Origin of the sequence: Franconibacter daqui (assembly GCF_014644275.1) — a bacterium.
In the GTDB taxonomy this organism is placed as follows: domain Bacteria; phylum Pseudomonadota; class Gammaproteobacteria; order Enterobacterales; family Enterobacteriaceae; genus Franconibacter; species Franconibacter pulveris.
Map to the genome: position 1 here is coordinate 285,154 of NZ_BMKJ01000003.1, position 12,612 is coordinate 297,765.

Below are 12,612 nucleotides of genomic sequence, written 5' to 3' on the forward strand. Positions count from 1 at the left end.
GCACCCAGAAACAAAAAGGCGCAGCGTGCTGCGCCTTTTTTTACGGGTAAAGCAAATGAAAAAACTGACTATCGCAACAGGCATTATTCGTAATCGCCAGGGGGAAATCTTTATTACGCGTCGCGCCGCAGACGCGCATATGGCAAATAAATGGGAATTTCCCGGCGGTAAAGTAGAAGAAGGCGAAAGCCCCGAGCAAGCGCTAAGGCGCGAGCTGGCTGAAGAAACAGGGATCAACGTTACATCCGCCACGCTCTTTGAATCGCTGGACTACCAGTTTCCGGACAGGCACATCACCTTGTGGTTTTTCCTGGTAGAGAGCTGGGAAGGCGAGCCGTGGGGCAAAGAAGGGCAGCCGGGAAGATGGGTGTCGCAGCGCGAGCTCATCGCCGACGAGTTCCCGCCCGCTAATGAGCCCGTTATCACTAAACTGCGTCAGTTGCCTTAAGGCTGCTGTTCGCTCCAGTCGTCGCTTTCAGAGCGGTCGCCGCTGCTTGGGATCCGCTTCTCTTCATCCGCCCATTCGCCAAGATCGATAAGCTGGCAACGCTTAGAGCAGAAAGGGCGGTAAGGGTTTTTCTCGCTCCACTCCACAGGCTTCCCGCAGGTGGGGCAGTTAACTACGGTAATATCAGACATACTCGACTCCAGGCTTGCTTAGCAACAAGCCAGTTCAAAATCGAACCGCTCCGGCACACGGCCATGTTCACTGTCGAGCGGCATAAAGCGAATAGCAAAACGGCTTTTATGACCGGATACCTGTGGATAAAGCGCATCGGTCAACTGCAATTGAAGGCGCAGTAAATCGGCGTCTTCGCCGTTATCCTGGTAAAAGCCGTTGAGGCTGGTCTGTTTGCGAAACGGCGCGGAGTGACGAATCAGATCCAGTATCATGTCCAGGGCCTGGGTCAGCGGTTGCAGGCTTGCAAGCCAGCTATCGACCAGGCGGTCGCGTTGCTCCTGCGGCACATGCAGCCATAAATGCAGCGTAGGTAAATCGAAGCTGCAACAGCCGCCCGGAATGCTCAGACGCTGGCGCACCAGAGCGATGAGCTTGTCTTCACGTAGCGTCTGACCCAGGCGTGGCGCGGCCATCAGCGTGGCGCTGCGTTGCTTAAGCTCCTGACGCAACTGCGCGATACGATCGTTATCAACACCCGGCACTTCTGCCCAGCTTTGCAGTTTGCGCTGCTGGCGTTCAAATTCTTTGTGCAACTCTGCGCGGATATCGCCGCGCTCAAAAACATCCAGCAGATCGCCTACATTGCGAAAAAAGTGAAGCGCTGATGCGTGATCGCTGACAGGCAAATGGGATTTCATTTGCTGGATCAGAAATTCAATACGCAGCCAGGTGCGCATTTTTTCATTAAGGGGATGTTCAAAAAGAACCTGGGTATGCATTACCTGTTTTCCTGTTGTGCTGCCTGCGCCGCCAGATGCTGATAGCGCTGGTGCAGACGTTCCACGTCTGCGGCAAGGGCATCTGGCGCGCCGTTATTATTAATCACATCATCCGCAATGGTTAAGCGCGCTTCGCGCGTCGTCTGCGCGGCGAGGATCTGCTCTGCATGCTCGCGTGAAACATTGTCCCGCAACATGGTTCGCTGGATCTGCGTTTCGGGCGTTACATCGACCACCAGCACACGGTCGGCCCGCTTATGAAGCTGGTTTTCAACCAGTAGCGGCACTACCCACAGCACATAAGGCGAGGTAGCCTGCGCGATTTCTGTACGCGTTTGCTGTTGAATCAGCGGGTGAAGCAGCGCGTTAAGCCAGGCTTTTTCTTCGGGCTTCGCAAAGATCCTTTCTCTGAGCGCGCGACGATTAAGCGTGCCATCGGGATGGAGAATAGATTGACCAAAATGCGTGGCGATAGCCTCAAGGGCGGGCTGCCCGGGTTCCACAACCTGCCGGGCAATAATATCTGCATCGATAACAGTAACGCCTAAACGGGAAAAGGCATCGGCGACAGTACTTTTTCCACTACCAATTCCCCCCGTCAACGCGACCGTATAACCCATAACGCCATCATCCAGAATGTTGTAAAAACAAAACGTTAGCGGGAGGCTTTTTTTGCTTTGTCACGCCGGGCCCGCCACCGGGAAAGAAAAAGCGAACCTGATGAAACCGCTTTTCTCTCCACAAGGTAAATTTATAGGATTGTAGCGTAAAAAAGAGCGCTTTCGCAGTCTTGCGGGCCCATTATTAGTGCGTATGATAGCGTCACTGGAGTTGGCAGTTGTTCCGCCGCTTACGCTTACGTTCACGCGTTCATCGCCATTACCAGGAATCCGCTCATGCGTATTGAAGAAGATCTGAAGTTAGGTTTTAAAGACGTTCTTATCCGCCCTAAACGCTCTACCCTCAAAAGCCGCTCCGAAGTCGAGCTTGCTCGTCAATTCACATTCAAACAGTCTGGCGTTCAGTGGTCCGGCGTACCTATTATCGCCGCTAACATGGATACCGTCGGTACCTTTGATATGGCGAAAGCGCTGGCGGCATTCGATATTCTGACTGCCGTACATAAGCACTATAGCGTGCAGGAGTGGCAGGAATTCCTGAACGCCGTGCCGGAAACTGTGTTGCAGCACGTGATCGTTTCTACTGGCACTTCTGACGACGATTTTAATAAAACCAAAGAGATTCTGGCGCTTTCTCCGTTGCTTAAATTTATCTGTATTGATGTCGCGAACGGCTATTCCGAGCATTTCGTGCAATTCGTCAGTAAAGCGCGTAAAGCCTGGCCGGACAAAGCGATTATCGCGGGCAACGTGGTGACCGGTGAGATGTGTGAAGAACTTATTCTCGCAGGCGCGGATATCGTTAAAGTGGGCATCGGTCCGGGCTCGGTTTGCACCACGCGAGTGAAAACCGGCGTCGGCTATCCGCAACTTTCTGCGGTTATCGAATGCGCTGACGCAGCGCACGGTCTGGGCGGGCGTATTATCAGCGATGGCGGCTGCACCGTGCCGGGGGATGTGGCGAAGGCGTTTGGCGGCGGCGCGGATTTCGTTATGCTGGGCGGCATGCTGGCGGGCCACGATGAGAGCGGCGGCACTGTGGTTGAGCAAGATGGCGAGAAATTTATGCTGTTCTACGGGATGAGTTCCGAGTCTGCAATGAACCGCCACGTGGGCGGCGTTGCGCAATACCGCGCGGCAGAAGGTAAAACGGTGAAGCTCCCGCTGCGCGGCCCGGTAGAAAATACCGCTCGCGATATTATGGGCGGGCTGCGTTCCGCCTGCACTTACGTCGGCGCTTCTCGTCTGAAAGAGCTGACCAAACGCACCACTTTTATCCGCGTTCAGGAACAGGAAAACCGCATTTTCAACACACTGTGATGTTCCCAAACCGGCGCAGCCTCTGCGCCGGTTTATCGCAGGCCGCTCATGGCATCGCCCAGGTTAAACAGCGGCAGGTACATCGCAATCACCAGCGTACCTATAATCAGCCCAATCACAATCATCATGATGGGTTCAAGCGAAGTCGCCAGCGTTTCCGCTCGCTGCTGCGTTTGTTGAGTATGCCATTGCGCAAGACGCGCCAGCATGATGTCCAGCGCGCCGGTCTCTTCGCCTGTCCGTATCATCTGCATACACAACGTACTGAACCCGGCTTCGTCTTCTATCGCCTGACAGAAAGGCAACCCTTGCGCTATCTTCGTGCGGATCCGCGCAATCGTTGCTTGCCAGAAGGGAGAGGAGAGCGTCATTTCTACTGAGGTTAACCCCTGCAGCAGGGGGATGCCCGACTGCTGCGTCATCGTCAGCACGGTATAAATCTGGCTGAGTTTCTGGCCACGCAACAACAGACCGAACAGCGGCAGCTTAAGCCCCATTTTTTCTTCAGCCAGCCGCCAGGCGGGACGTTTGCGGAAAAATATAATAGCGGCGACGCAAAGCGTTCCCGCGCTTATCCATACCGGACCATAGCGTGTAAGCCCCTGCGAAAACGCGATAACCGCACGCGTTATCCAAGGCAATGGCGTTGAAAAAGAGGCGTAAATCGCCGCGAATTGCGGCAGCACAAACCCCGCCATGCCCAGAGTCATCGCCAGCGCCATAATAAGGATAATCACCGGATAACGCAGCGCTTTGCCGACTAACTGGCGAAGACGCTGCTGCTCTTCCTGTTGGTTTGCCAGCTTCTCACAGCAAATATCCAGCTTACCCGTCATCTCGCCGGTGTTAACTAAAGAGACCGCCAGTGGCGTGAACACGTCCGGCCATGCCTTCATCGCCTGAGAAAGCGTTACACCGCGCTGGACTTCACCGGCAATTTGCTCCAGCAGCGCGCGCCATTGAGCGGAACTTTGCTGTTGGGCAAGCAACGCTAATCCATCGGTAAGAGAAACGCCCGCCTGTAGCAGCGTTGCCAGTTGGCGAATAACCGGCAGGCTGTGCATACCCCGCCAGAGACGTTTATTCACCGGGGCCTTGCGTAACGAAAGCGGATGCAACCCGGCCTCGCTGAGATGCAGCAAGGCCTGAGGGCGGTCGCTTGCCCAGAGCTGGCCGCTCAGGCGCTCTCCCTGGTTGTTTAGCCCTTGCCAGCGCCAGAGTTGATTAGCCATCCGGGAAGCCCAGCACCCGGTAAATCTCTTCGATGGTTGTCAGCCCCTCTTCAACAGCCAGACATCCGCTTTCGAACAGTGAAACCATCCCCTGTTGGCGGGCCAGCGCTTCGATTTCCCGCGCAGGTAAACCCTCCAGCATTGCCTGACGAAGCGCAGCGTTTACCGGCAGCAGTTCAAACAGCGCGAGCCGCCCGTAAAAACCGCTGTAGCAGCGTTCGCAACCGTTAGCTTGCCATTGAGGCAGTGGACGAGGAAAAAGACCGGCTGGTAAACGTAGCGGCTCCGGCAGAGCGCTGCGACAGCAAGAACATAGCTTTCTTACCAGCCGCTGGGCGATAACCAGTTGAAGCGCGGAGGTTAACATCCAGCGCGGCACGCCCATCTGCTCCAGCCTGACGAGCGTATCCGACGTGGAGTTAGTGTGTAGCGTCGAAAGCACCAGATGGCCCGTCTGCGCCGCTTTAATAGCGATTTCCGCCGTTTCGCCGTCACGAATTTCACCAATCATGATGATGTCAGGGTCCTGGCGCAGCAGCGCACGCAACACACGCTGAAAAGTCAGCCCGGCTTTGGGATTGATTTGCGTCTGGTTGAGGCCCGGCAAAGGGATCTCTACCGGATCTTCCACGCTGCAAAGATTGACCTGCGGGTTATTCAACGCGCCAAGGGCGCTGTAAAGCGTAACGGTTTTTCCGCTTCCCGTGGGGCCGGTGACCAGTATCAAACCTTGCGGGCAGTTTAGCGCCTGTGAAAAGCAGGCCTGCTGCTGCGCCGACATCCCCAGCGCTTCCACCTCCAGCGCCTGCTCCGTCTGTTGCAGTACGCGAAGCACCACTTTTTCACCATATCGGGAGGGCAGGGTGGAAAGGCGAAACGAGACATTCTTACCTTCAAGCTCAATGGTGAACTGGCCATCCTGCGGCAGACGACGCTCGGCGATATCCAGCTTGCCGAGCACCTTAAGGCGCGCCGTTAACGTCAGGCCCGTTTCCACAGGCAGCGGCGTAAGGGATTGCAACACGCCATCAATACGCAGCCGTATACGACAGGCGGTTTCGCCAGGCTCGATATGAATGTCGGAGGCGCGTCGTGAAAGCGCCTGTTGCAGAATATGATTGACCCGCTCCGTCGCGTTGCCGTTTTCCTCCGCAAGCAGGCTTGAGCCGGAAGGCGTTTCGAGCCGTTGCTGCTTTTCAAACCGTTCGGCAGACCAGCATTCAATATCGATATGCTTTTGCGTGGCGAAGCGTAACGCTTCCATTAACTCCTGCGCCGGGCTGCCGACTACGGCGATGTGAATCGCCGTTTCGTCTACCGCCAGCACCAGCGCGTTGTAGCGCTGGCACAAGCGGTTCAATGCATCCTGATTCATACTGACCTGCCTTATTTCCCGTCAAAGCGGAACACATCTTCGCAGGCCTGCTGCAGGGCGCCGCCGCCGGTCACGGAGCAATTTCTCTGCCATGACTCCATACCATTGTTATTGTTCCATTTAGGCGTCAATGTCAGCGTTAAGCCGTTCAGGCTTTCCTGGCCTGTAATAGCGATGACCCCCGCCGCCACGCTCATCTCTGAAATGTACCGTGTGGTTTTGACCGCCGGAATGGCGTTGCTGCCCGCGTCGCAGCTGCTGACGCCGCCACGATCGATGGCGCAAAGCTCCACGGCCGTGCGGTAAGGCGTGATGGTTTGCAGTACATCCGTCAGCGCCGCTTTACGCAGGTAGTTCTGGTAAGCGGGCACGCCGATGGCGCTAAGAATAGCGATGATGCCGATAACCACCATCAGTTCGATGAGCGTAAAACCTCGTTGTTTTTCCATGGTTCCTCCTTGTTGTCAGTGGCGACACTGTGACAAGAGAGGCGGTAATAGACGAGTGGCAAAAGTGGTTTCAGGAAGGATGATTCCAGCCTGTTTTCATCGCTTGCAATGAAACGAAACGGGTTTACGAGCAGGCTCGCAAAGTTGAGAGAAGGATGGGCGGATAGCCCATCCTGAAGCGGGGCGGTTAGCGAAAACGCATAGAGAGATCGAGCGCGCGGATGTGCTTCGTCAGCGCGCCGACCGAGATATAGTCAACGCCGGTTTCAGCAAATTCGCGCAGCGTTTGCGAGGTGACGTTACCGGAAACTTCCAGCCGCGCCTGGCCTGCGGTACGGCTTACCGCCTCACGCATCTGGGCGACCGTGAAGTTATCCAGCATGATGATATCGGCGCCCGCTTTCAACGCTTCGTCCAGCTCCTCCAGCGTCTCCACTTCCACTTCAACCGGCACATCCGGGTGCAGCCAGAACGCTTTTTCGACAGCCTGACGTATCGAGCCGGAGGCGATTATATGGTTCTCTTTTATCAGGAACGCATCAGAGAGGCCCAGACGATGATTGTTGCCGCCGCCGCATAGCACGGCATATTTCAGTGCGGTACGCAGGCCGGGTATGGTTTTGCGGGTATCCAGCAGCTGGGTTTTTGTCCCGGCAAGCAAAGCGACATACTCGCGCACCTGGCTTGCAACACCGGAAAGCGTCTGGACGAAGTTAAGCGCGGTGCGCTCGCCGGTAAGCAGCACGCGGGCCGGGCCTTCGAGTTCAAACAGCGGCTGATCCGCTTTCACCTGGTCGCCATCTTCCACATGCCAGGTTACCTTTACATTGCCGCCGAGCTGGATAAAAACCTCTTCCACCCAACGTTTACCGCAAAACACACCCTCTTCGCGTGTGATGACTACTGCATGAGAGCGACTCTCTGACGGCAACAATTGCGCGGTAATATCGTTGTCGGCGTTAATGTCGCCGCCCAGGTCTTCTCGTAGCGCCAGGGCCACTGTTTGCGGGATATCAAGGTTGATTCGTTCCAGTAGCGCGTCACGTCGGTGGTCGGGGTTGTAGCGGCGAGGCGGCATGATAAAACTCCAGATTGGTGGCTAATCATCAGAGTGAAACATGCTACTCTGAAGCGACTTTCAGTACCATATTAAGGAGAATCTTACATGCAGCTGAGAGATGGCTGGCTGGAGGGGGCAAGGCGGGAGCCTTCGCCGCATTATGACTGCCGACCTGAGGATGAGACCCCTTCATTGCTGGTGGTGCACAATATCAGCCTGCCGCCCGGGGAGTTTGGCGGCCCGTGGATAGACGCGCTGTTCGCCGGCACGCTCGATCCTGATGCGCACCCTTACTTTGCCGGCATCGCCCATCTGCGCGTTTCCGCCCACTGTCTGATTCGTCGCGACGGTGAGATCGTGCAGTATGTTCCTTTTGATAAACGCGCATGGCATGCGGGCGTTTCTACCTATCAGGGCCGCGAACGCTGCAACGATTTCTCCATCGGCATTGAACTGGAAGGCACCGATACGCTGCCTTATACCGATGAACAGTATCGGCAACTGGTTGCCGTTACCCGCGCGCTTATCCCGCTTTATCCGCAGATTGCCGCTAATATTACAGGCCATAGCGATATTGCCCCGGCGCGTAAAACCGACCCCGGCCCGGCGTTTGACTGGACGCGTTTTCGCGAGGCGTTGGCCGGTCAGGTGGAAAAGGAGATGAGATGACGTTATTTACGCTGCTGCTGGTGCTGTTTGCTGAACGCCTGTTTAAGCTTGGCGAGCACTGGCAGCTTGACCACCGTCTCGAAGCGCTGTTTCGTCGCCTGCGCCACTTTTCACTGGTCCGCACGCTTGGTATGACGATCCTGGTGATGTTGATCGTCTTTCTTTGCGTTCGCGCGCTGCAGGGGATCTTTTTTAATGTGCCGCTGCTGGTGTTCTGGATCCTGCTGGGGCTGCTCTGCATCGGCGCAGGCCAGGTGCGCCTGCATTATCATGCGTACCTGAAGGCCGCCAGTCGGGATGATGCTCATGCCCGCGAGAACATGGCCTATGAGTTAACGCTTATTCACGGAGTGCCGCCGGATTGCGACGAGCGCGAGTACTTGCGCGAGCTGCAAAACGCGCTGCTGTGGATTAACTACCGTTTTTATCTGGCGCCGTTGTTCTGGTTTGTCGTGGGCGGCCCATGGGGGCCGGTTACGCTGATGGGCTATGCCTTCCTGCGCGCCTGGCAGACCTGGCTTGCGCGCCACCATTCGCCGCGCCAGCGCCTTCACTCCGGCATCGACGCGATCCTGCATGTGCTTGACTGGGTGCCGGTAAGGCTTGTCGGGGTGGTTTACGCTCTGCTGGGGCACGGCGAGAAGGCGTTGCCCGCCTGGTTCGCCTCGCTTGGCGATCGCCACTCTTCGCAGTATCAGGTGTTGACGCAGCTGGCGCAGTATTCTCTCGCCCGCGAACCACATCTCGATAAAATCGAGACGCCTAAAGCGGCCGTCTCGATGGCGAAGAAAGCGTCGCTGGTGATAGTGGTTATCGTGGCGCTGCTGACGATTTACGGCACGCTGGTGTAGCGTGCCGCGCTGTCAGGAATGATCGGCGGGAGGGATGCCAAATTGCGGCATCCCTTCTTCATTCCAGCCGATGAGCTTCAGCCGGGTATGGCGGTTCGGGTCATAAAGCGGGTCGCCTTCTATTTCTGTGTAGTTGCGGGCGTGATAGACCAGCACATCCTGCCCGTCCTCCGTCGTGGTAAAGCTGTTGTGCCCTGGCCCGTACTGCCGGTTTTCGTAGCTGGTGGTAAAAACCGGCTGCGGCGATTTACGCCAGTTATGCGGGTTGGTTATCTCCGCCGCCAGGTCTATCCACAGCAGCCCCATGCAGTAGTTCTCATCGGTCGCGCTCGCGGAGTAGCTAATAAACAGCCGCTCGCCTTGTCTGAGCACCGCAGGCCCCTCGTTGACCATAAAGCCCCGGCACTCCCAGTCGAACTCCGGCTTGCTTAACATCACCGGCTCGCCCTTGAGCGTCCACGGGTTGGCCATCTCGCAAAGATAAATGTTCGAGTTGCCAGGGATGTCGGGCGCTTTCTGCGCCCATAAATACCAGCGCTTGCCCTGATGCTCGAAGGTGGTGGCGTCCAGCGCGAAAGTATCAAACTGCGTTTTTATCTGGCCTTTCTCCTCCCAGGTGCCGGTGAGCGGATCGGCGTCGGCGCATTCCAGCGCGAACATGCGGTGCTGGAACATATTGAGATGATCGAGCGCTTTGGTAGGCGCGGCGGCGTAATAGATGTACCACTTGCCCTGAATAAAGTGCAGCTCCGGCGCCCAGATGAGTTCGCTCATCGGGCCGCGCTCCGGCTTGCGCCAGACCACGACCGGCTCTGCGTGGCGCAGCCCTGCAAGCGTGGCGGAGCGGCGAATTTCCAGACGGTCATATTCCGGCACCGAGGCGATGAAGTAATAAACGCCGCTGTGGCGCAGAATAAACGGGTCGGCGCGCTGCTCAATAAAAGGGTTCGGCCAGGCAGAAATGGTCATAATGCTTTCCTTACTGTGTCGGCGGTCTTGATATCCTGATAGTCGCGCAGCTCATGGTAGTTAACGCGACGTTTCTCAAGATCGGCCTGAATCGTTTTCATCAGGTCGCGATCCACTTTCAGCAGGCGAACCACGCCGGCGGTAATGAGGTAACCCACGCCCGGGATCACGGTGAAGAGCAGCATAATGCCGTTGATAGCCGTCGCGCTTTGCTGCTTCGCACCGGCGTCGTAGCCATACCAGGAGAGCAGAAAGCCGACCATCGCGCCCGCTATCGCCAGCCCAACCTTCAGGAAAAAGATATTGCCGGAAAAGCTAATGCCGGTGATGCGCTTGCCGGTTTTCCACTCGCCATAGTCATCCACATCCGCCATCAGCGACCAGTGCAGCGGGGAAGGGATTTGATGCAGCACGTTCAGCAGGAAATACATCGTCACGATGAGCGCGGTGGCATGCGGATTCAGGAAGTAAAAGCCCACCGAGAAAATAGCGAGCGCGACGTTAATCCAGAAGAAGACCTTAAGCTTGCACCAGCGGTCGGTGAGCACTTTCGCCAGCATGCTGCCAATCATCATGCCCACCACGCCGAGGCTGATAAACAGCGTGGCGAAGCTGGTGCTCTGGCCCATCACCCAGGTCACGTAATACATGGTGGCGGCCATGCGGATAAAGCCCGGGCAGACGTTGCAGAGGGTCAGCAGCAGAATGCGCACCCACTGGTCGTTTTTCCAGATATCTTTCATGTCCGCTTTGAGGTCGTCATTGCTCGGCACCGCCGGCTGAATACGCTCGCGCACCGTGGCGAAACTGAACAGGAACATGCACATGCCAATCAGGGCCAGCACGGTCATCGCCATCTGGTAGCCCTTCGCTTTATTATCGCCGCCGAACCAGTCGGCCATCGGCAGCAGCGTCAGCGAAAGCAGCAGCGTGGCGATGCCTACCATAACAAAGCGATAAGACTGGCAGGCGACGCGCTCCTGCGGGTCGTTGGTGATGACGCTGCCGAGCGAGCAATAGGGGATGTTGATCGCCGTGTAGGTCAGCGAAAGCAGGAAGTAGGTGACAAAGGCATAGACAACCTTGCTGCTATAGCTCCACTCCGGGGTAGTAAACATCAGCACGCTGAAGAGGGCATAAGGGACGGCAATCCACAGCAGCCATGGACGAAACCGGCCAAACCGGCTGCGGGTTCGGTCCGCAATCGCGCCCATTATTGGGTCCGTTACCGCGTCTACCACGCGGATAGAGAGCAATAATACGCCCACCAGCGCCGGCGCCAGGCCAAAAATGTCCGTATAAAAATAGTTAACAAACAGCATGATGGCGCCAAAGATGATATTGCATCCGGCATCGCCCATTCCATAGCCGATTTTTTCTTTTACCGACAGCTTGTTGTTATTCATCGACGCGACTCCATTGAATCATTATGGACAGGAGTATTGGTCCGATGAGAGAAAAGTGCGCAGCAGTAACAGGGCGCAGAGATGGATAATCGGGCTATCGAAGCCAAAATGTGAAGCAGATAACAAAGCGCTTCGGCAGTTGAAACAGGGCAGGGCGCGATAAGAGATTCATCAGGGGTGGTCGGGCGGCGGAACGCCAAATTGCGGCATGCCGTTGTCATCCCAGTGGAAGATCTTCGCCCGGGTATGGCGGCACGGGCAATATGCAGGGTCGCCTTCGCCTTCCGTACTCATGCGCGCATGATAAACCAGCACATCCTGGCCATCCGGCGTTTTAGTAAAGCTATTATGGCCAGGACCGTACTGCTGGTTTTCAAGGTGGGTCATAAAGACCGGGTCGGGCGATTTATGCCAGCTTTCGGCGTTAAGCAGATCGTCAGTGATATCCGCCCAGAGCAGGCCTAAGCAGTAGTGCTTGTCTGTGGCGCTGGCGGAATAGCTGATAAAAATGCGGTTGCCATGCGTCACTGCGGCTGGCGCTTCGTTAACCGGATAGCCCTGTTTTTCCCACTCATAATCAGGCTTGCTCAGCAGCACCGCCTTGCCTATCAGCGTCCACGGGTTTGCCATTTCACTCAGGTAGATATTGGAGTTGCTCTCAATATTGGGCGTCTTTTGCGACCATGTGTACCACAGCTTGCCTTTAAGCACGAAAACGGTAGCGTCCAGCGAAAACGTATCCAGCGCCGTTTTAATCTGCCCTTTGTCTGTCCATTTACCGGTGAGCGGGTCCGGGTCGCTGCACTCCAGCACAAACATGCGGTGCTGCCGCGTGTTGCCCTTCATTTCATGTGTTGAGGTGGCTGAGAAGTAGAGATACCACTTGTCCTGAATATTATGCAGCTCTGGTGCCCAGATAAGCAGGCTCATCGGGCCGCTATCGGGTTTACGCCAGACCACCACTGGTTTCGCCGTATTAAGCCCCTCAAGCGAGGAGGCGCGGCGCAGCTCAAGCCGGTCATATTCCATGACTGACGAAGCAAAGTAGTACTGGCCGCCATGCAGCAGTACGGAAGGATCCGAGCGATAACGAACAAGCGGGTTCGGCCAGGGAGAATCATTCATGCGGCCTCCTCTTTCTGTATTCAAGTTGTATAAGTGTGCGCTAAATCACTGGCTCTGCGCGGCTCCAGTAGACGATTCTGCGCTGAAAAAGCAGTCGCGGCGAAGAGTTACGCTATCTGTGGCTTTATTCGTGAA

General features: G+C 56.2%; 14 protein-coding genes. 4 read left to right on the plus strand and 10 right to left on the minus strand.

All coding sequences use genetic code 11. The features are described from left to right. Nucleotides 1-55: 55 nt before the first annotated feature. A complete protein-coding gene (gene mutT / locus IEX01_RS13530) occupies nt 56-448 on the plus strand; it encodes an 8-oxo-dGTP diphosphatase MutT (protein WP_024558268.1) in 393 nt (130 codons plus the stop codon). Here mutT and yacG read toward each other — a convergent pair. Genes yacG through coaE form a run of 3 tightly spaced genes read right to left on the minus strand, consistent with a single transcriptional unit; the run spans nt 445 to nt 2,021 of the window. Next, a complete protein-coding gene (gene yacG, locus IEX01_RS13535) occupies nt 445-639 on the minus strand; it encodes a DNA gyrase inhibitor YacG (RefSeq protein ID WP_024558269.1) in 195 nt (64 codons plus the stop codon). The two genes, mutT and yacG, sit on opposite strands and share 4 nt — an antisense overlap. Before the next feature lie 18 nt (nt 640-657). Further along, nucleotides 658-1,401, minus strand: coding sequence for a cell division protein ZapD (gene zapD / locus IEX01_RS13540; protein ID WP_024558270.1), 744 nt, complete (start codon nt 1,399-1,401; stop codon nt 658-660). Further along, entirely contained in the window at nt 1,401-2,021 is a 621-nt protein-coding gene (coaE, locus tag IEX01_RS13545; protein WP_024558271.1) for a dephospho-CoA kinase, read from the minus strand. The genes zapD and coaE overlap by 1 nt, the downstream gene beginning before the upstream one ends. 276 nt (nt 2,022-2,297) lie before the next feature. Here coaE and IEX01_RS13550 point away from each other — a divergent pair, with 276 nt between their 5' ends. Continuing rightward, nucleotides 2,298-3,341 (plus strand): GMP reductase, encoded by a 1,044-nt coding sequence (locus tag IEX01_RS13550; RefSeq protein ID WP_188724026.1) that lies wholly within the window; start codon nt 2,298-2,300, stop codon nt 3,339-3,341. A gap of 32 nt (nt 3,342-3,373) precedes the next feature. On the opposite strand, the gene hofC is transcribed toward IEX01_RS13550, so the two are convergent. From hofC to nadC, 4 genes are all read right to left on the minus strand, one after another. Beyond that, complete coding sequence (gene hofC, locus IEX01_RS13555; RefSeq protein ID WP_188724027.1) at nt 3,374-4,573, minus strand: protein transport protein HofC; 1,200 nt, start codon at nt 4,571-4,573, stop codon at nt 3,374-3,376. After that, nucleotides 4,566-5,948 (minus strand): type II secretion system protein GspE, encoded by a 1,383-nt coding sequence (gene gspE / locus IEX01_RS13560; protein ID WP_024558274.1) that lies wholly within the window; start codon nt 5,946-5,948, stop codon nt 4,566-4,568. Before gspE ends, hofC begins: the two co-directional genes overlap by 8 nt. Before the next feature lie 11 nt (nt 5,949-5,959). Further along, nucleotides 5,960-6,397, minus strand: a complete 438-nt coding sequence (gene ppdD, locus IEX01_RS13565) for a prepilin peptidase-dependent pilin (RefSeq protein ID WP_024558275.1) — start codon at nt 6,395-6,397, stop codon at nt 5,960-5,962. A gap of 187 nt (nt 6,398-6,584) precedes the next feature. Next, nucleotides 6,585-7,475 carry a carboxylating nicotinate-nucleotide diphosphorylase gene (gene nadC, locus IEX01_RS13570; RefSeq protein WP_188724028.1) on the minus strand — a complete coding sequence of 297 codons (891 nt, stop codon included), beginning with the start codon at nt 7,473-7,475 and terminating at the stop codon, nt 6,585-6,587. An 87-nt stretch (nt 7,476-7,562) separates the two neighbouring features. Here nadC and ampD point away from each other — a divergent pair, with 87 nt between their 5' ends. Together ampD and ampE are read left to right on the plus strand one after the other, a co-directional pair. Further along, nucleotides 7,563-8,126, plus strand: a complete 564-nt coding sequence (ampD, locus tag IEX01_RS13575; protein WP_048887712.1) for a 1,6-anhydro-N-acetylmuramyl-L-alanine amidase AmpD — start codon at nt 7,563-7,565, stop codon at nt 8,124-8,126. Continuing rightward, nucleotides 8,123-8,977 carry a beta-lactamase regulator AmpE gene (gene ampE / locus IEX01_RS13580; RefSeq protein WP_024558278.1) on the plus strand — a complete coding sequence of 285 codons (855 nt, stop codon included), beginning with the start codon at nt 8,123-8,125 and terminating at the stop codon, nt 8,975-8,977. The genes ampD and ampE overlap by 4 nt, the downstream gene beginning before the upstream one ends. A gap of 12 nt (nt 8,978-8,989) precedes the next feature. On the opposite strand, the gene IEX01_RS13585 is transcribed toward ampE, so the two are convergent. The 3 genes from IEX01_RS13585 to IEX01_RS13595 form a co-directional block, all read right to left on the minus strand. Continuing rightward, nucleotides 8,990-9,946, minus strand: a complete 957-nt coding sequence (locus IEX01_RS13585) for a glycoside hydrolase family 43 protein (protein ID WP_188724029.1) — start codon at nt 9,944-9,946, stop codon at nt 8,990-8,992. Then, nucleotides 9,943-11,352 carry a glycoside-pentoside-hexuronide (GPH):cation symporter gene (locus IEX01_RS13590; RefSeq protein ID WP_024558280.1) on the minus strand — a complete coding sequence of 470 codons (1,410 nt, stop codon included), beginning with the start codon at nt 11,350-11,352 and terminating at the stop codon, nt 9,943-9,945. Before IEX01_RS13590 ends, IEX01_RS13585 begins: the two co-directional genes overlap by 4 nt. Nucleotides 11,353-11,523: 171 nt before the next feature. After that, a complete protein-coding gene (locus tag IEX01_RS13595) occupies nt 11,524-12,477 on the minus strand; it encodes a glycoside hydrolase family 43 protein (protein WP_188724030.1) in 954 nt (317 codons plus the stop codon). Nucleotides 12,478-12,612 lie beyond the last annotated feature (135 nt).

Excerpts from the sequence above, each read along its gene's own strand:
- mutT (WP_024558268.1), top strand. The coding sequence starts at position 56 with ATGAAAAAACTGACTATCGCAACAGGCATTATTCGTAATCGCCAGGGG.
- yacG (WP_024558269.1), bottom strand. The coding sequence starts at position 639 with ATGTCTGATATTACCGTAGTTAACTGCCCCACCTGCGGGAAGCCTGTG.
- zapD (WP_024558270.1), bottom strand. The coding sequence starts at position 1,401 with ATGCATACCCAGGTTCTTTTTGAACATCCCCTTAATGAAAAAATGCGC.
- coaE (WP_024558271.1), bottom strand. The coding sequence starts at position 2,021 with ATGGGTTATACGGTCGCGTTGACGGGGGGAATTGGTAGTGGAAAAAGT.
- IEX01_RS13550 (WP_188724026.1), top strand. The coding sequence starts at position 2,298 with ATGCGTATTGAAGAAGATCTGAAGTTAGGTTTTAAAGACGTTCTTATC.
- hofC (WP_188724027.1), bottom strand. The coding sequence starts at position 4,573 with ATGGCTAATCAACTCTGGCGCTGGCAAGGGCTAAACAACCAGGGAGAG.
- gspE (WP_024558274.1), bottom strand. The coding sequence starts at position 5,948 with ATGAATCAGGATGCATTGAACCGCTTGTGCCAGCGCTACAACGCGCTG.
- ppdD (WP_024558275.1), bottom strand. The coding sequence starts at position 6,397 with ATGGAAAAACAACGAGGTTTTACGCTCATCGAACTGATGGTGGTTATC.
- nadC (WP_188724028.1), bottom strand. The coding sequence starts at position 7,475 with ATGCCGCCTCGCCGCTACAACCCCGACCACCGACGTGACGCGCTACTG.
- ampD (WP_048887712.1), top strand. The coding sequence starts at position 7,563 with ATGCAGCTGAGAGATGGCTGGCTGGAGGGGGCAAGGCGGGAGCCTTCG.
- ampE (WP_024558278.1), top strand. The coding sequence starts at position 8,123 with ATGACGTTATTTACGCTGCTGCTGGTGCTGTTTGCTGAACGCCTGTTT.
- IEX01_RS13585 (WP_188724029.1), bottom strand. The coding sequence starts at position 9,946 with ATGACCATTTCTGCCTGGCCGAACCCTTTTATTGAGCAGCGCGCCGAC.
- IEX01_RS13590 (WP_024558280.1), bottom strand. The coding sequence starts at position 11,352 with ATGAATAACAACAAGCTGTCGGTAAAAGAAAAAATCGGCTATGGAATG.
- IEX01_RS13595 (WP_188724030.1), bottom strand. The coding sequence starts at position 12,477 with ATGAATGATTCTCCCTGGCCGAACCCGCTTGTTCGTTATCGCTCGGAT.